Origin of the sequence: Priestia sp. RMT2NF4, from assembly GCF_047872835.1 — a bacterium.
Classification (GTDB): Bacteria; Bacillota; Bacilli; order Bacillales; family Bacillaceae_H; genus Priestia; species Priestia zanthoxyli.
This window is the reverse complement of the sequence record NZ_JBLQZO010000002.1, coordinates 190,990-206,764: the sequence shown is the minus strand read 5'-3', so window position 1 is coordinate 206,764 and position 15,775 is coordinate 190,990. Positions and strand designations below refer to the sequence as shown.

The 15,775-nt window shown below is 40.4% G+C and carries 22 protein-coding genes; 16 read left to right on the top strand and 6 right to left on the bottom strand.

Annotated features, from left to right (window positions below):
• The first annotated feature begins 18 nt into the window (after positions 1-18).
• The 4 genes from ACMX9J_RS10265 (at position 19) to ACMX9J_RS10250 (ending at position 4,094) form a co-directional block, all read left to right on the top strand.
• Entirely contained in the window at positions 19-375 is a 357-nt protein-coding gene (locus ACMX9J_RS10265; RefSeq protein WP_034263848.1) for a YxeA family protein, read from the top strand.
• Positions 372-1,139, top strand: coding sequence for an ATP-binding cassette domain-containing protein (locus tag ACMX9J_RS10260; RefSeq protein WP_176343519.1), 768 nt, complete (start codon positions 372-374; stop codon positions 1,137-1,139). The genes ACMX9J_RS10265 and ACMX9J_RS10260 overlap by 4 nt, the downstream gene beginning before the upstream one ends.
• Positions 1,126-3,036, top strand: coding sequence for an ABC transporter permease (locus tag ACMX9J_RS10255; RefSeq protein ID WP_034263844.1), 1,911 nt, complete (start codon positions 1,126-1,128; stop codon positions 3,034-3,036). The genes ACMX9J_RS10260 and ACMX9J_RS10255 overlap by 14 nt, the downstream gene beginning before the upstream one ends.
• Positions 3,037-3,161: 125 nt before the next feature.
• The gene (locus ACMX9J_RS10250; protein ID WP_028414980.1) at positions 3,162-4,094 is read left to right on the top strand and encodes a patatin-like phospholipase family protein; all 933 of its coding nucleotides are present in this window, start codon (positions 3,162-3,164) and stop codon (positions 4,092-4,094) included.
• Between the two features lie 11 nt (positions 4,095-4,105).
• Here ACMX9J_RS10250 and ACMX9J_RS10245 read toward each other — a convergent pair whose 3' ends face one another.
• The gene (locus tag ACMX9J_RS10245) at positions 4,106-4,471 is read right to left on the bottom strand and encodes a DUF3221 domain-containing protein (protein ID WP_028414979.1); all 366 of its coding nucleotides are present in this window, start codon (positions 4,469-4,471) and stop codon (positions 4,106-4,108) included.
• Between the two features lie 173 nt (positions 4,472-4,644).
• Here ACMX9J_RS10245 and ACMX9J_RS10240 point away from each other — a divergent pair, with 173 nt between their 5' ends.
• The 3 genes from ACMX9J_RS10240 to ACMX9J_RS10230 all read left to right on the top strand — a co-directional run bounded on the left by ACMX9J_RS10240 (position 4,645) and on the right by ACMX9J_RS10230 (position 6,279).
• Complete coding sequence (locus ACMX9J_RS10240) at positions 4,645-5,253, top strand: hypothetical protein (RefSeq protein WP_047750010.1); 609 nt, start codon at positions 4,645-4,647, stop codon at positions 5,251-5,253.
• A 136-nt stretch (positions 5,254-5,389) separates the two neighbouring features.
• Positions 5,390-5,650, top strand: a complete 261-nt coding sequence (locus ACMX9J_RS10235) for a hypothetical protein (protein ID WP_016765166.1) — start codon at positions 5,390-5,392, stop codon at positions 5,648-5,650.
• 290 nt (positions 5,651-5,940) lie between these two features.
• Positions 5,941-6,279 (top strand): hypothetical protein, encoded by a 339-nt coding sequence (locus tag ACMX9J_RS10230; protein ID WP_047750011.1) that lies wholly within the window; start codon positions 5,941-5,943, stop codon positions 6,277-6,279.
• Positions 6,280-6,322: 43 nt separating this feature from the next.
• Here the strand turns inward: ACMX9J_RS10230 and ACMX9J_RS10225 are convergent, their stop codons facing one another.
• Positions 6,323-6,796, bottom strand: coding sequence for a YtxH domain-containing protein (locus tag ACMX9J_RS10225; RefSeq protein WP_047750012.1), 474 nt, complete (start codon positions 6,794-6,796; stop codon positions 6,323-6,325).
• Between the two features lie 327 nt (positions 6,797-7,123).
• Between ACMX9J_RS10225 and ACMX9J_RS10220 the strand changes: the two genes are divergently transcribed.
• On the top strand, positions 7,124-8,602 hold the full coding sequence (locus ACMX9J_RS10220) for a glycoside hydrolase family 32 protein (RefSeq protein ID WP_154992279.1): 1,479 nt from the start codon (positions 7,124-7,126) through the stop codon (positions 8,600-8,602).
• 132 nt (positions 8,603-8,734) lie between these two features.
• Positions 8,735-8,908, top strand: a complete 174-nt coding sequence (locus ACMX9J_RS10215) for a hypothetical protein (RefSeq protein ID WP_165573632.1) — start codon at positions 8,735-8,737, stop codon at positions 8,906-8,908.
• Between the two features lie 40 nt (positions 8,909-8,948).
• Here ACMX9J_RS10215 and ACMX9J_RS10210 read toward each other — a convergent pair whose 3' ends face one another.
• The 3 genes from ACMX9J_RS10210 to ACMX9J_RS10200 all read right to left on the bottom strand — a co-directional run bounded on the left by ACMX9J_RS10210 (position 8,949) and on the right by ACMX9J_RS10200 (position 11,408).
• Positions 8,949-9,230, bottom strand: coding sequence for a hypothetical protein (locus tag ACMX9J_RS10210; RefSeq protein WP_028414975.1), 282 nt, complete (start codon positions 9,228-9,230; stop codon positions 8,949-8,951).
• Positions 9,231-9,429: 199 nt separating this feature from the next.
• A complete protein-coding gene (locus ACMX9J_RS10205; protein WP_230683532.1) occupies positions 9,430-10,674 on the bottom strand; it encodes an MFS transporter in 1,245 nt (414 codons plus the stop codon).
• Positions 10,671-11,408, bottom strand: coding sequence for a MerR family transcriptional regulator (locus ACMX9J_RS10200; RefSeq protein WP_049166009.1), 738 nt, complete (start codon positions 11,406-11,408; stop codon positions 10,671-10,673). The genes ACMX9J_RS10205 and ACMX9J_RS10200 overlap by 4 nt, the downstream gene beginning before the upstream one ends.
• Before the next feature lie 83 nt (positions 11,409-11,491).
• Between ACMX9J_RS10200 and ACMX9J_RS10195 the strand changes: the two genes are divergently transcribed.
• Entirely contained in the window at positions 11,492-12,172 is a 681-nt protein-coding gene (locus ACMX9J_RS10195) for a lysostaphin resistance A-like protein (protein ID WP_416225765.1), read from the top strand.
• Between the two features lie 227 nt (positions 12,173-12,399).
• On the top strand, positions 12,400-13,362 hold the full coding sequence (locus ACMX9J_RS10190; RefSeq protein WP_033579955.1) for an aldo/keto reductase: 963 nt from the start codon (positions 12,400-12,402) through the stop codon (positions 13,360-13,362).
• Positions 13,363-13,398: 36 nt separating this feature from the next.
• Here ACMX9J_RS10190 and ACMX9J_RS10185 read toward each other — a convergent pair whose 3' ends face one another.
• Positions 13,399-13,785: a MerR family transcriptional regulator gene (locus tag ACMX9J_RS10185; protein WP_033579956.1), complete on the bottom strand. Its 387-nt coding sequence runs from the start codon at positions 13,783-13,785 to the stop codon at positions 13,399-13,401.
• 185 nt (positions 13,786-13,970) lie between these two features.
• On the opposite strand from ACMX9J_RS10185, the gene ACMX9J_RS10180 reads away from it, so the two are divergent.
• From ACMX9J_RS10180 to ACMX9J_RS10160, 5 genes are all read left to right on the top strand, one after another.
• Positions 13,971-14,141, top strand: a complete 171-nt coding sequence (locus ACMX9J_RS10180; RefSeq protein WP_416225764.1) for a hypothetical protein — start codon at positions 13,971-13,973, stop codon at positions 14,139-14,141.
• 62 nt (positions 14,142-14,203) lie between these two features.
• Positions 14,204-14,362, top strand: coding sequence for a hypothetical protein (locus tag ACMX9J_RS10175; RefSeq protein ID WP_181170510.1), 159 nt, complete (start codon positions 14,204-14,206; stop codon positions 14,360-14,362).
• A 20-nt stretch (positions 14,363-14,382) separates the two neighbouring features.
• Positions 14,383-14,511, top strand: coding sequence for a hypothetical protein (locus ACMX9J_RS10170; RefSeq protein WP_416225849.1), 129 nt, complete (start codon positions 14,383-14,385; stop codon positions 14,509-14,511).
• 182 nt (positions 14,512-14,693) lie between these two features.
• Positions 14,694-15,194 (top strand): hypothetical protein, encoded by a 501-nt coding sequence (locus tag ACMX9J_RS10165; RefSeq protein WP_416225847.1) that lies wholly within the window; start codon positions 14,694-14,696, stop codon positions 15,192-15,194.
• A gap of 61 nt (positions 15,195-15,255) precedes the next feature.
• Entirely contained in the window at positions 15,256-15,774 is a 519-nt protein-coding gene (locus ACMX9J_RS10160; RefSeq protein WP_033579957.1) for a GNAT family N-acetyltransferase, read from the top strand.
• Position 15,775 lies beyond the last annotated feature (1 nt).

The window sequence follows — 15,775 nt, the reverse complement described above, 5'->3', positions numbered from 1 at the left end:
CACAAGGAGGGAACGTACATGAAGCGAAAGTGGATTAGCCTTTTAGCCCTGATTTTTATTGTGGGAGCATGTATAGGAGGAATAAAGATTTATCAAAACGCCGCAACGGAGCATCAATACGGGATCATCCCAAAAGAAGCAAAAAAAGTGGACGACTATGGACGAGTTCAATATACCATTTCAGTAATAAACGAAAAAGGACAAACAACGTTTCAAACGTTTACGACGATTAAACAGTTAAAAGAAGGAACGGTTATTGACCTTTTTGTTCGAGGTAACGAAGTTCGGAAATATGACATTATAACAAAAAATGAGCTGCCGCAGCGGGTGAAAAGCGTGTGGCCTACAAAAGAACGAAAGGAGGAAGGGAAATGAGCATTGTCCTTGAAGGGAAAAATGTAACCAAAACGTTTGGATCAAGAGGAAACGTATACGAAGCGCTACAAGGAATTGATTTTACAATCGAAGAAGGAGAGTTTGTCGGTATTATGGGACCATCTGGAGCGGGAAAAACGACGCTGATGAACATTCTTTCAACGATTGACCGTCCCACAGATGGCGAGGTATGGATTCAAGGAGAAAACGTGGCGCTCATGAAAGATAAGAAGCTGTCTGCTTTTAGACGCAATCATTTAGGATTTATTTTTCAAGATTATAATTTACTGGATACGTTAACTGTAAAAGAAAATATTCTTCTGCCGCTTACGGTTACAAAAATGTCTAAGAAAGAAATGGAAGCGAAGCTTAAAGACACCGCAACGCGACTGGGCATCTATGAGCTAGCGGATAAGTATCCGTATGAGATTTCTGGTGGACAAAAACAGCGCGTTGCAGCAGCGAGAGCAATGATTACGAATCCAGCCGTTATTTTCGCCGATGAACCTACCGGAGCTCTTGATTCTAAGGCCGCTTCAAGCCTGCTTGAAAAGATGTCCCAGTTAAATCAAGAAGACCGTGCCACCATTATTATGGTGACGCATGATCCGCTGGCTTCAAGCTACTGCAGCCGCGTGCTGTTTATTAAAGACGGACAAATTTACACGGAGCTGTTTAAAGGCGAACAAACGAGACAAGAATTTTTCAAACGAATTATGAACATTCAAGGCGCATTAGGCGGTGAAGGCTATGACCGTATTTGATCTTGTTAAAAAGAATATGCGCAAAAATATTAGTCGGTACAGCCTTTATTTCTTTTCAATGATTTTTAGTATTGTTGTGTACTATGTGTTTGCTACGCTTCAGTACGACCAATCGATTTCAAAAGTGATTGGAGAAGAGATGAGGCTGCAGGGCATTTTTAATGCTTCAAATTACGTTCTGCTTACTTTTATTGTTGTCTTTATTTGGTACACAAACTCATTTTTTATCAGACAGCGTAAGAGAGAGCTCGGACTGTATCATTTAGTCGGTATTGAAAAACGTACGATTGGGAAAATGATTTTCTACGAGAATATGCTGCTGGGGATTTTTTCTTTGGTGGTCGGTATTTTACTAGGTACCGTGTTTTCAAGGCTGTTTGTGCTGTTTTTACTAAAGCTTATGGGACTGTCGCTTTCTATTACGCTCACATTTTCTCTTCAAGCGGTTTTAAAAACAGCGGTAGTGTTTTTGATTGTTACCATTTTTATCTCGTTTCAAGGCTATTTTATTATGTACCGCTATACGCTATTAGATCTGTTTCAAGCAGAAAGCAAAAGTGAACGCGTAAATAAAATGAATTCGAAACGCTCAATTGCAGTGGGAGGACTGGGTATCTTACTCGTTGGCTATGGGTACTACCTTTCATCGGGAAACATTGTGACGCCTAATTTTTTTCTAATTGTAGCCGTTGTACTGTTCTCGGTCATTTTCGGTACATTTTTACTTTTTAAAGCCACAATTGAGTGGCTGATGGGACTTTACCGAGAGCATGCAAGCCGATATTATTCGTTTGCAAATATGCTAAGCGTTTCTACGATGATGTATCGCATTAAAGCAAATGCACGAGTGTTAACCTTAATTACGATTTTGTCGGCTACTACACTTGTAGCAGTTGGTGTGACGTATTCCTCGTACTATAACACAAAAGCCGATGCCAGAAGCATGCAGCCTTATGACTATACGCTGCACAGTAAAAACGCAGCGCAAGGCTTTATGGATGTACTGCGTGAGTTAGATATCCAATCAAATCAGTATGTCTATCATATCGTGAAGCATTCCGCTGATTTATCGGATTTTCGATTTATTACATCGGGCTACTATAAAGATAGGGAACAAATCAGCTTTTTAGATGAAGAAGAAGTGCGGAAAAATGGCGTTTCCGTTCCTGCGCTAAGCGCAAACGAAACCGTTATTTTTGATTCAATGGCAAAAGGAAAAGTGTTTAAGCCTAGTACAGGTAAAACCGCAGCTGTGCAGCTGAAGGAATCAGAACAGCTTGCTTTAAAAGTCGTTAAATCCGAGCCTTTGCTCATTCTTGATTCTGACAGTGCCGGCTATCAGTTTGTAGTCAATCACGACACGTTTATCAAACTTTCAAAGGCTGGAAAAAAGCAAGCGGTGTACGTATTTAATACCGATGATGGAAACAAACAAAATGAACTTACTAAGAACTATCATCAAATCGCAAAAGAAGCTGGAGAAAGCCGTACTTCATACTATGATGTGTTTCAGGCAGGCTTAATGAGTAAAGGATTGTTTATTTTTATTGGAGGATTTTTAGGGCTCGTCTTTTTGATGGCAACGGGCAGTATTATTTATTTTAAGCAAATCTCCGAAGCCGAACAAGAGCGCAAAAGATTTGAAGTACTGCGCAAGCTTGGGTTTTCAGTGTCTCAAATGATGAGCGCCGTTCGAAAGCAGCAGCTGTTTACGTTTGGTTTGCCTTTAGTAATTGGCATCTTGCACAGTCTATTTGCGCTGAAGGTCATTACGAATCTAACCGGTGAAAGTCTGATCGTTCCTGTTTTAATAGCGGATGCAGTATACGGGGTTATTTATTTCATTTTCTACTGGCTGACAATGAATTACTATCGAATGGTAATAAAGCGACTGTAAAGAAAAGACTGTTTCGATCAAAGAAACAGTCTTTTTTGTTGAAAAAATAAAAGGTATGGAGTAGCGAAAACCTGAATATAAAAAGGGTATATAAAAACTAGAGAGTTGCAAGGGAGGGGAAAAATGTGAAAGCAGATGCTGTGTTTGAAGGGGGAGGCGTTCGAGGGATTGCATTCACGGGTGCGATTGAAGCAATGGAAGAAAGCAATGTAGAATGGCAGCGTCTAGCAGGTACGTCAGCCGGAGCGTTGATTGCGGCACTTTTGGCGAGCGGCTATAAAAGCGGGGAAATTCGCAAGGAGCTTCAAAACATGGACTATGCTAAGTTTCGCGGGAAAACGATCATTAACCGAATTCCTCTCATTGGCAACTTGATTGAACTGATGGTTCATTTAGGTTTTTATAAAAATGATTATTTGGAAAAATGGGTGTACGGTCTGCTGCGTGAAAAAGGAATCGAAACGTTTGCAGATTTGCCTGCAGATAAGCTGAAAATTATTGCCTCAGATATTTCGAACGGACAGATGCTTGTGCTCCCTGACGATTTGCCCCGATACGGAATGCAGCCAAGCGATATGAAGATTTCACAAGCCGTGATGATGAGTGCGTCCATTCCTTTTTTCTTTCGTCCCGTCATTTGGAAATCCAAAGGGTTCAAGAGGTCATACATTGTCGATGGAGCGCTTTTAAGCAATTTTCCGATTTGGCTGTTTGATACGGAGCATCCGCGTTTCCCGACGTTTGGTTTTCGATTTGTAAAAGAAGAAATTGATACAGCTGCTATTATTCCAACACCTGTCCATTTATTTAAAAGCATGTTTACAACGATGCTGCAAGCTCACGATTTGCGGTATTTGAACGCGGAGACAAAAGAACGAACCGTACAAATTCCAACGGGTGTGATTACGGCAACGGATTTTGCCTTAAAGGAAGAAGAAATCGAGTTTTTATATGAATCTGGTTATATATCAGCCAAGCGCTTTTTAGAAAAGTGGGATTTTGAACAGCATAAAATGAATCGGACCGAACGTCCGCTGACGCGAAGGAAGCTCCTGTAACAGGAGCTTTTCTACGGCTGTTTTAAAATGTTGACTTCCACAGCCTCGCCTTTTGCGGGAACAGAATACTGAACGCTTTTGTCTTTTTTGAGCCATGCTTTAACGAGCTGTCCTTTTTTGTATGTTTGATCATCCGCAACTTTTACATAGATAGGCTGTACATCGCTTGAACCAAGTATTTCTTTTGTTGTATAGTCAAGCGCGGTATCTCGCGGAATGACGTTTGCAATAAGAATTTCATTCTGTTTCACTTGTAAAATGCGCCCTTGAACTAAATAGCCGGCTGGCTTTTTTGACTGCTCGGCGTTATCCGAACAGCCGCTTAAACAAATAAAAAAGAGAAGAAAAAGTGCAGCTGATTGAACGGTAAACTTCATAAAATCTCCTTTCCGTTTTAACATGACTACCATTATAGCGCGTTTGACCATTTCTTTTCCAGTTTTCGGAGGAAGCAAGAGGTAATCATTGACGTTATTTCAGCGCGCGTGATATGTTTTAACTCATAAACGCTATATTACTAGAAGCTATGCTTAGTACGGGAGGTCCTTGTATGGATGTTACCTTTTTAACCAATGTTATTCGACATATATTAGAACGAGATAATTTTGTCATAGACTTTGAAGAATCAGACGAACAGAATATTCATTTTTGGCATCGAGACGAGCCGTTTCGCCTTTTTATTTCAGAGCAAACGGAGGATTATTTAGTATGGACCGTGTTTGAAAATGAAAAAGAACAGTGGAGCGGCAAGACATTTCTTCAAGAAGTGACGAATACGTGTAAAGACTGCAGTGAGCCAATCGCACACTGGATTTATAAAGATGGAGGCAAAGCAGGTTATTGCGATCGTTGTCTTCAAACGTTTGGAAATGCGTATTTTACCAATGCTGATGATATCAAGCAAAACCTTCATTTAATTGACGGTTCTATTTGTTTTATTACCGATGAAACCGGAAGCGACTGGTGGATTGCATATGAAGGATTCAAACGAGTAATTGCAAGATTAGAAGAAAATCCTAATCAGAAAGTCGAAATGTACAAGCCTGAATATCCCGTCTTTAAATGGGAAATACATTTTCTAGAGGAAAACAATTCTGCTAGCTTTAAGTTCAAAGATGACTTTGCATCTGGAATTGTACCGAAGGGAAGAATACTCTAACATCCTTGTTATAAGGGTGTTTTTTCTTATAATGGGAAGTTTTTTTGAAAAAAATAATTAATTTAGGTTAAAAAGAAGGAATTAAAGGGTAAAGAGTAGAAGATATATCACTATAGGAAGAATGGGGGAAATAATTATGACAACTACAACAAATTTAACACTGGGGTACAAAATGTACACGATTGATTTTAGCCGTCCAACGCAGTCTAACGAGGCACTGCTTGATTTCTTTAAAGATGTGCAGCACAGACAGGGAAATAATGCAGAAAGCTTTTCTAAAACATTAATGGAAATTGAAGAAATCAAAACAAAATATGTAGATCATGAAATTGTCCTGCTGGCTAAATCGCTTGAACAGCAAATAAGCCGCTCAAATGCAGAAAAACTTGAGGTCTGATAATCACCAGAAATGGTCGATTTATCAGACCTTTTTTATTTTTATCGATGTAGCTCTGTCTCCGTGGCTAAAGAGCAGCCAAGGAGACAGAGCTAGACCTAAGCGGAAGTTGTCCTCCCTTGCGGCCTGCCAACTTCCGCATAGGTGGACCTTTTTGGGGGAATTCAAGGGGTCAGGGAATCTGGTAGCGTAGATTTTTGGTCGACGATAAAATGCTGTACATTTCTCAGGACGTTTGATTTCATCAAAAGTTGTAGATGAATAGACTATTAAGTCGTTGGAGGCGTTATATGGTTGGAATTTGCAGCTGGAAGTGTGCAGTGAGTGGAATAAGTATTGCGAGTGTCTACAGTAAGCAGCCGTCGTGGCAGCGGGAGTGTTATTTGGTGACACCTGGTAAAGTTTATTATGAGTCGTGCTATCAAGGGTACGGAGAGTTTGCGGGAATGGATATTTTTTATTTGATGAGAGAACGCGGAGCGGAGCAAGAAGACAGTGAAGGGGTAGCGGCTTTTAAGCCTAAGATTGTGCTGGCGAAGTATTACAGCGGACAGCGTTATGAAGAACTGCCGGAATCAGAGCCGTGTCCGTATGGAGGCTATTTTTTTGAAGGGTGGAAGGAAGGATAGCGAATATACATAAAAGCTGTAGAGATATCTCTACAGCTCGTTATTAACGTCTTGTTTCATCGACAGATTGTTCTAAGTCACTTACTTCTTGCGTAATTGTATTTAATTCTTCTTGCACCGCTTCAGCTTCAAGAACAGGATCTTGAACGATTTCTGTCGTTTCAAGCTCTTCTGCTGCAGCCGTTTCTGCAAGCGGCTGTTCTTTAGCAGTGCGTAGAGATTTCACTTTGTTGACAACTTGCGAAGATTGTTCGGAGACTTTTTGTGAAAGACGAGCCGTGCGCTGTTTGAAATCTTGGCCTTTTGCATATACCGTTTCTTTCACTTGACCTGTTTTAGCAAGTGCTTGATTCGCTCCGTCTTGAATAGAAGCACGCAGCTCTTTTCCTGACTTTGGCGCTACTAGTAAAGCTGTTGTTACACCCACTACGCTGCCTACTAAAGTGCCGACTAATAACTCTTTGCTTCCACCTTTTGTTTCTTTACCCACTGTTTCTTTTACGTTTTCTTTTGTCATGACATTTCCTCCTTTTATAATATGTAATATGAAGGGTTTACCATTTTGTTGAATACTTCCTGCAAAACGCAAATGATTCGCTAAAAAAATCTGCAAGTGCCGTCGGACGCTCGTACAGGCTGGTGAAATTTGATTGTATATAGTATTCAACCACCTGACAGAAAAACCTTCTTTTCTGCTATAAAAACAGAAAAAAACTTATCTATAAAATCCGACACAAGAAAACGACAACATTCGTTCTTTGGTAGCATTTTCACTTGAAATTTTATATCATAGAGTGCAAGGAGAATACGTTCTCTTTTTTTAGATGCTGGAGGGATTGAAGAAATGGCTGAATCGAAGTACAGAACGATTTTAGAAGCAAAATCTGGAGAGTTAGAAGCATTAAAAGACAAAGCAATCAAAGACAGCTGGCAGCCGATTTATCATATTCATCCACAGTACGGGCTGATGAATGATCCAAACGGATTGATTCAATTAAACGGTGAATATCACGTGTTTTATCAGTGGTATCCGTACGGTGCGATGCATGGAATGAAGCACTGGGCTCATGTGAAATCTACGGATTTAGTAACGTGGGAACGCCTTCCGGTTGCCCTAACACCAACGGAAGAATATGAATCGCACGGCGCATACTCAGGCGGCGCTATCAAAAAAGATGGTCAAGGGCTGCTGTTTTATACAGGGAATGTAAAATACGAAGACGGCTCACGCTCAGCTAATCAATGTATCGCGATGCTAAAAAGGGATGGAAGTGTAGAAAAATACACGCACAATCCAGCGGTACGAGGCGTTCCTGATGGGTATACAGGACATGTGCGCGATCCGAAAGTATGGAAAGAAAATGATACATATTATATGCTGCTGGGCGCTCAGCGTGAAAACGAAACGGGCGCATTAATTGTGTATGAATCAAGCGATGCGCTTCAGTGGTCATTTAAAGGCGAAGTTCAAACATCGCTTCCTGACTTTGGCTATATGTGGGAGTGCCCGGATTACTTTAAACTGGACGGAAAAGATGTGTTTGTCTTTTCACCGCAGGGAATCAAAGCGGACAGCCACGATTTTCATAATATTTATAATGTGATTTACGCGGTGGGAACCTTTGATGTGGAAAGTTTAACGTTTGAAATGGAGTATTACCGTGAAATTGATAAAGGATTTGACTTTTATGCACCGCAAACGTTTCAAGATGAAAGCGGACGTCGCTTGCTATTTGCATGGATTGGAAACCCGGACGTTGACTATCCATCAGACGAATACGGATGGGCCCATGCATTAACGCTTCCTCGTGAGCTTTCCCTTGAAGGAAATGAACTTGTTCAAAAGCCTGTAGAAGAGTTAAATAAGCTTCGAGATCAAGCGGTTCATTTTAGAGGCACGCTAAAAAATGAAGAAGTGATTATTGATGAAGCAACAAACAATGCCTATGAAATCAATATGACGTTCCGCGAGATAGGGGCCAAACAGTTTGGTTTAGAGCTGTTTAATAGTAAAGAAGAAGAGCTTCGCCTTGTGTTTGATACAGAAAAGCAAGAAGTGAGACTTGACCGCTCTTCATTCCACCATCAATATGCAACGGAATACGGTGTCGTTCGCTCTGAAAAATGGACGGCGTCAAATGAAGTCGATGTTCGCGTATTTGTCGACAAAAGCATTGTCGAAATTTATATAAACGGCGGTAAAATTGTCTTCACTTCCCGCGTATTCCCGAAAAAAGATTCTAAATCAGCTGTAAATGTATTTGCAGAGGGATCTGTGGACTACCGTATTGATTATTACGGTATGTCGCGCGGCATTTCGTAAATGAGAAAAGAAGCTGTGACAAAAGTACTTTAGCGCAAGTGAAAAACGAACCACTAATTAACATGTTTGATTAGTGGTTCGTTTTTTTTACGATGGTGAATATAGTTTTATCTGTTTCGTTCCTTCTAGCAGTTGATTGGAGGGCAAGGCGAAGACTCCTGCGGGACAAGCGGAAGAGGTGAGACCCCGCAGGAGCCAAGCGACGAGGAGGCTCAGCAGCCGCCCGCGGAAAGCGAAGCCTTGCACGGAAATCAACTGCGGTGTAACAAGCGGTTCAGCTCATGTATCTCATTTATTCGTCTTTAGGTTAGCTTCATTTCGTTATGTTTTAACCTTTTTTTGAGCTCTATAAAAATAAAATACAAATACAAGAAGCAACTAAATGAGGAACAGCTGCAATAATAAAACGTTTCATCCATTCTGTATCCTCTCGCTGCCGGACCGGGGTAAAGTAAGGTCCTCTTGTTTCAAATCGAAATGTATCCAGTAAGGTTACGAGTGCAATTGCCGTAAGTAATATGCCAAGAGGGCCTGAAATATAGTAAATATACTGCCAGTTGCCTGCTGTAATAGAAATGATAATCACAATGATTAAAGATATAATGCCAGATATTAATCCCGTTTTCAAACTAAAAATCTCCTTACATCCAGTTTTTGCTTATCTATTTTACCATAACCGAATGAAGGTTTGTATATACGGCTCCAGACTGATATTTACTTTTTGGCTGTTCTTCTATGTAAGTATCTTCTCGTATAAAAAGAGTTTCCTAGCAAAAGCAGTGTCCCTAAAATCCAGCCAGCTGCAGGGGAATAAGGAAAGATATTTTTTATGCGTCAATCTGAACGTTTCTTTCCGGTTTATCACGCAGCGGCATCACCATACTCACAAATCCAACGACTACTACGATGATTGCCGCCGTTAAAAAAGTCGTCTGAGCACCTGCAAGCTTTACGACCATGCCTCCAAGAACAGGAGCAGTAAGTAAAACGGCGCTCGTTAAGGTGTTAATGAATCCGTACACTTTCCCTAGGTGCTCTTTGTCACTGTACTTTTGAACGATATAGTTAAACAGCAGCAAATTAAGTCCAACTCCGGCGCCACCGATAGGTGCAGCAATCAAAATAAAATAGCGCGACATAACGGCTGGGTTAAAGCAGCTAATAAAAAATAAAGAACCTCCAAATAGAAGCAGTCCAAGTGATAAAAGTCTAAATGGATGGTGAACCTGTTTTTTTCGATTAAGATACACTCCTGTTGCTAGCGCTCCCAGCCCGATTCCAGAAAGCAGCCAGCCGAGCATTTCCGGGTTATGAGGGAGCACATCTCGAAGAAAGATGCTAATTTGAGCATCAACAAGCATGACGACAAAGTATGAAACGTGAAACAAAACAACGACACGTAAAAGAATCGGGTGCTGAAAAACGAGTTTCCAGCCGTTTGAGTACGTTTCTTTCGGTTGATGGGAAGAACGAGCAGCTTGCCCTTGAATATTTTTACCTGCTTTTTTAAGTGAAAACAGCACGCCGATAGAAATCATACAAGCTGCGGCGTTAACTAAAATACATGCTTTAGGTGTTGTAAACGTCAGCGCGGCGGCTCCGAGAAACGGTCCCACAACTTTGGCAATTTGAAACATAATGTTTTGTAAAGTAGAGGCCTGCAGCAGCTGGTCTTCTTTGACCACTTCTCGAACGTAAGCGAGCTGTGCGGGCACTTTCATAACAGAACTCATAGAGCGCAGCGTCAGCACCCCTAGTGCCAAAAGCGGTTCATTTGTGAAAAATAACAGACATGTGAACAGAAGACGGACTAGTTCAGACAGAAACATCAGCTGTACTTTATTGTAGCGGTCTGCTAAATTTCCAGCTGCTTGACTTAGCAGGATGCTAGGCAAAGCGTACGCGACAGGAATAAGCGTAATCCAAAGGGAATTTGCGTGCCACACGTATGTAAAAAGCGTCATCACCGCAAACATATCAAATAAATCTCCGAAGCTTGCCGCAGTACTTGAAATAAATAATTTTTTATAAGAAGAATTAGCAAACAGCTTTTCTTTTTTCAATACTTTCATTCCTTTATGTGTTGTTCGTAAAAAATAATCGCATCTTCAATAAATTGAAGGACTTCGCTGTCAATAGGATAGAGATTAAGTGAACTGGATGCCTCAGGAGATTTGCGAATATCCCAAAAGGCTTTCTCTAAATCGGTATGAGGGCCAAATAGCTCACTTGATAAAAGCAGTATATCCGCCGCAATCAGCTGGCCATCTTCAGACTGTGGTGAACGCTGATGCTTTAAACACAGCTGAATTCGTTTAATGATGCTGATCCATTTATCAGCACTCTCATTCTCCAGTTTAGGCATATCACGCTGCAGAATCTCACTTTCTTCTATTGAAAGCAGATCAGTCCAGCTGCTTTGTGTAGTAGGCTGATTGTGAACTAAAGGAAGGAGCTGCTTCCAGTTTAGTTCACCTTCTATTTTTATACTGTTGCGAAGAGTGTGGGTGTGTTCTAAAGCTCGCTGAATTTCTGAAGCTTTTTGCTGAAGTTTTTGCTGATGAATCGCTAAAAGTTCATCAATACTTACTTGATGAAGAATAAGTTCAATATCTCGCAAAGGAACGGCTAAGTTTTTTAACAGGGTAATTTTCTCTAGTGTGACTAAGTCCGTTTCTGAGTAGGAGCGTTTTCCATTTTCGGCTTTTGACGATGGATGAAGCAATCCGATTTGATCGTAGTAACGAAGCGTACGCACCGTGAGTCCTAATTTTTTAGCGGCTTGCCCCGTAGAAAAATAAATCATGTTTAATCCCTCCAAAAAAATGCTTGCAGGTAACGTTACGTCACCTTTTACACTGAATATAGGTAAAAGGGAGGCGAAGTAAATTGAAACAACAAAATCAAGGATTATGGACAATAAAATCATTTGTAATTATGCTAGTCGTTACGTTTATTGGTGTTCCTGTTTTCATTGAAGGAGCATTGCAGCACGTTTTCCAGTCGTTATTTAAAAGTGAGCTCTATGCTGGAACAGCTACTGGATTTGTTATGGCAACTGTGTTTTTATCAGCTCTGTATTGGCTGATGGTGCAGGCTGGTGATAAAAAAATTGGTTTTCAATCGTTTTCAAAACGTCACTGGCCGCTCATTCTTTTTTGGCTTTTTGTGCTGATCTTAGGAAGTGTGGCAATTGTTGTACTCATGGAATGGTTTGGTATGACGTATGAAAATAAAAAAACAGCCAGTTTACAGCATGACCTGTCGCTGTTTTCATTTATACTTGCTTTTGTTTCAGCCGCTGTGATCTCACCTTTTTATGAAGAGATTATTTACCGAGGTTTTTTTTATACGTGGCTGAAACGTAAAGGAGGGATTGTATTTGGATTGGCGGGAAGTTCGTTTATCTTTATGGTGGTGCATATTCCAACGTACAATACCTTGCCTGTTAACTTTTTATCAGGTCTCGTGTTTGCATGGGTGTACGAAAAAACAAAGTCGTTGCTTCCGAGTATGATCATTCATGCTTGTTTTAATGGAATCGCCGTTATTTTAACAGCGGCAGCTTAATGTAGTTTCGATAATGGGTAAGCTATGATTTATCTTACCATATTATGTATAATGAAGAAGCGAATTGTAAAAAAATAAGCGGGAAATGAACCAAAAAACTGCTAGAAGCACTGCCTGTTCCTAACAGTTTTTTGTATATGCACGCACGCTCAAGGCTTGTCTTAAAGTGCACATTAAGGCGTATGATAATAGTGACTATAAACAGAAATAAAAAGGAGAGGGTATCGATGGAATATCGAAAGCTTGGAACAACAGGTCTGGAAGTATCAAATTTATGTCTAGGTACCATGGCGTTTGGACGGTGGATTGACGAAAAAGCGTCGGCAGCTATTTTACATAGCGCCATTGAAAACGGAATTAACTTCATTGACACAGCCAACTATTACGGAAAAGGGCAGGATGAAGAGTTTAGATATGGCACAGGGGAATCTGAAGAAATTATTGGACGCGCGTTAAAAGGAAAACGAGATGATGTTGTGCTTGCAACAAAAGTCGGCATTGCCGTAGGAAAAGGCAAAAATGATAAAGGTCTTTCACGCACACATATTATGAGAGAAGTTGATAATCAGCTTCGACGACTGCAGACGGACTACATCGATCTTTATCAAGTTCATCTTTTTGATCACCATACACCTATGGAAGAAACGCTTCGCACGCTAGATGATTTAGTTCGTCAAGGCAAAGTTCGTTATATTGGCTGCTCCAATTATGCCGCGTGGCAAATCGCAAAGTCTCATCATATTAGTGACAACATGAATCTTGAAAAATTTATTTCCGTTCAGCCTCAGTACAATCTTCTCTCTCGTGAAATTGAACAAGAGCTGCTGCCGTTTAGTCAATCCGAAGGTGTAGGCGTTATGGTATACAGTCCGTTAGCGCGCGGCATGCTTTCAGGCAAATATAAAACACCAAATGACGTGCCGCCAGAAAGCCGTGCTGCACATGGTGAAAAGCTACTGCGAAACTACTTTACTGACCGAAACTTTCAGCTGGTGGAGCAGTATCGCAAGTTAGCAGAACAACATGAAGTAAGCTTGTCTCAGTTTGCTCTTTCATGGGTGCTAAATCAGCCCGCTGTGACATCAAGCATTATCGGAGCTAGTAAATTGCACCACGTAACAGATGCAGTTGAAATCAGCGATTGGACATGGTCAGAAGAACTGCTAAACACCGTAAATTCACTGTATTAATAAAAAGTCCGCAGGTGCACCTGCGGACTTTTGTGTTTATATTTTAATTTCTTTTTGCTCTAACCTTGCTTCTAGTGAGTCGTACAAAGCCAACTTGTAGTTAATTTGCTCGAGGTATTTAAAAGTTTTGGCCATTTCTTCTTCTACCGCTTCTTTGTGCTGAAGCATCATGTTTTTTCGTTCTTTAATCGTGCTTTCCCCTTGTTTATAGAGCTCTACATAGCGCTTTATTTCTGCAAGCGGCATGCCAGTTGAGCGCAGAGCTAAGATAAAACGGATCCACTCAATATTCGTATCGTTATAGAGGCGCTTTCCATTTTCATCACGTTCTACAAAAGGAAGGATTCCTTCTTTTTCATAATAGCGCAAAGTCGGTGCGGAAAGCCCGGTTTTTTCATTCATTTCTTTCATGCTATAAGACAAGATTGTTCACTCCCACTTATGAATCGTAAAGCTTACTTTAAGGTATATGATAATCGATAGTTGAACGTTTTATCAAATTCTTTTTCGGTTATTTTAAAAAAATGGAACTTTTATACATTTTGTCCGTAATAACAAGTAGACAATAAGAAACTTACTGTAAAAGGTTAAGTAAAGGGGATAGAGTAATGAAAAAAATAAAATGGATTAGTTTTATACTGCTGCTGATTTCAAGCGGAGTGTTTTTTATCAATCATCAGTACGTCATTTTACTAGCAGCTTGGACCGCTTACGGAATGGCTTTATCAGTCCTGGTTTATTTCTTTTCATACGGCATGAGTGATTCAAATCAAGAATAAAAACCGTATGCGCGTTTCTTATTGTCTTCAAAATAAAAGCAAAAAATGAAAGGGTGGAAGAAATGGGAGAACTTTTTTGGATGATTTTATTCGGAGCGTGTATATGGGTGCCAATCATTTGGAATAAAATTGCGATTGGCAAGCGCATCGCACACGAAGAAAAGAAAGCAGGACGTGATTTAACAGGGGAAATCAATCCGTTTACTGGAGGAAGAATGTAAATAGGCGTAAAAAAGAGGCTGTGATAAAAGTATTTTCGTTGAATGAAGATCCGAATGATGAATCGAGATTCTTAATGCAGAATCAACGAGGAGGCTCAGCGGCCGCCCGCGGAAAGCGAAGTCTTGCACGGAAATCAACAGCGGTGTAACAAGCAGTCCAGCTTATTTATCTCATTTGTTCATCTTTAGGTTAAAGTAATTTTGTTATGTCTCAGCCTCTTTAATTAATAAAGAAAACAATAGTTTAATTTTGTGATAAATAGTATAATTAACCATATTTGTTTTAGACAGAAAGGCTGATGAAAAGGTGTCAACATTCTTTTTGGCCGGCATGGTACTTGTGCTGGTGATGATTGTTTTTTCGCGTACGCTGTGGGTTCCCAGCGGAGTGGTAGAACGTCTCAGCAAGAAAAAGTGGTTTCAAAACCACTGGCTGAGCGGAGGCTATTTGTTTGGCATTAATGCTTTATATTTTGGCACTACGATATTTTTACTCTATCTTCTTATGTTTACAGATATCCCTTATTTACATCTTGTTCTTATGTTTTTAGCGACGATTGTAAGTATTTTCACGTGGAGCGCTTTTAGTACAGCGTGGACAGGGTCATTTAAAAACCGTCTTAAAATGGCTTTAACAGGAAGCAGCTTTTACTTGATAGTGGCATTGATTATGGTGAGCCAGTGGCTAAGCGTTAGGCCTCTGTATCCCAATGAAGATACGTTTATGCGAGCTTTAGGATGGATGCTTGGCTTTTTCGTCTCAGCCGTCGCTTTTAGTATATGCTTCATCTTCACTGCGTTTCTAGGAAAACGTTCACCGCGTGTGTCATGATATCATCCGCTTTTTAACGTTTTTTTCTAGTTAACTACTATTGACGAAAGCAGGGGTAAACGTGATTCGAGAAATTTCATCTTCTGATGCAGCCGCTTTTTTAACGTTAAATAAAAAGCTTGATAAAGAAACCGCCTATATGCTGTATGAGGAAAATGAGCGTGCGACTACGCTTGAACAGCAGAAAAAAATGATTACCACTTTTTTAAAGATGCCGAACTCGACCATTTTAGTGGCGGAACAAGACGGACAGCTTGTTGGGCATTTATCTGTGATTGGAGGAAGCGTTAACCGAAAAAAACACAGCGCATACTTAGCTGTTGGCGTGCTTCATTCTTATGGAAACCGAGGTATCGGCACTGCGTTGTTTGAAGAAATGGAGAAATGGGCAGCGCAGAGCGGCATTAAACGAGTAGAGCTAACGGTGATGACTCACAATGAACCGGCCATTTCGCTGTATAAAAAGATGGGTTTTGAAATAGAAGGGAAAAAAGTATGTTCACTCGTTGTAGACGGAAAATCAGTCGATGAATATTATATGGGGAAGGTTTTTGAAAAAACGTGCTTAAAGGAGAAATGAA